The organism is Halorubrum tibetense (genome assembly GCF_042661865.1).
GTDB lineage: Archaea > Halobacteriota > Halobacteria > Halobacteriales > Haloferacaceae > Halorubrum > Halorubrum tibetense.
In genome coordinates, this window is the sequence record NZ_JBHSWW010000660.1 from 1 (window position 1) to 591 (window position 591).

The 591-nt window shown below is 49.7% G+C and carries 2 protein-coding genes; both read right to left on the reverse strand.

Annotated elements, in window-relative coordinates:
• The coding region (locus tag ACFQEU_RS17600; protein ID WP_379784250.1) for a hypothetical protein at window positions 1-474 on the reverse strand (474 nt) is incomplete at its 3' end.
• A gap of 36 nt (window positions 475-510) precedes the next feature.
• Window positions 511-591: YHYH protein (locus ACFQEU_RS17605; RefSeq protein ID WP_379784252.1), on the reverse strand; the 81-nt coding region annotated here is incomplete at its 5' end.

Here is a 591-nt window from a genome sequence, read left to right on the forward strand (position 1 = left end):
CGCTGTGTTTCGTCGCGCTGAAACTTCAATCGTTTTCTCCAGCGGTTGCTTGCCGTATAAGTCAATATGTAACACTAAAGGCGTTGCGGGTGCCGCTAGGGTGAATCTACCCATGATCGTTAATTGTGAAATCGAGTCCTGATGCGCTTGATGGTCCATCACGGGCGACAACATGATGCCTTCGAGTGGGCAGTTGCCCTTGCCGTCTCGCAATGTAATGCCTTGTTTGATGGTGTGCACAATGTCAGTTTTGTGCCGATTAAATTCGAGCGCGCTTACGTCGCCGTTTTGGTCATCGTCGATACCTTGAAAACTTGATATCGCTAAAGACAACACCATGAAGGCACCGTCGTCAACAATGTTGAGGGTGCCGTGCTGGGCAACCATTAAGTGCGCATGGGCGAGCGGGGAGAGCAGCAGGTAAAAACATAAGCCGTGGATTAGCTTTGCTACCGTTTTGAACGTTATTGTCATAGCGCGAATTCCCTAGCGAATTGAGTGGTAAGTGTTTTAGATGTCGCCTTTTACGCAGCGTTGAAAGTAGGGGTAGCTGTCGGTGGCGTAATAGTGATAGATCCCCTCGGGGAACTC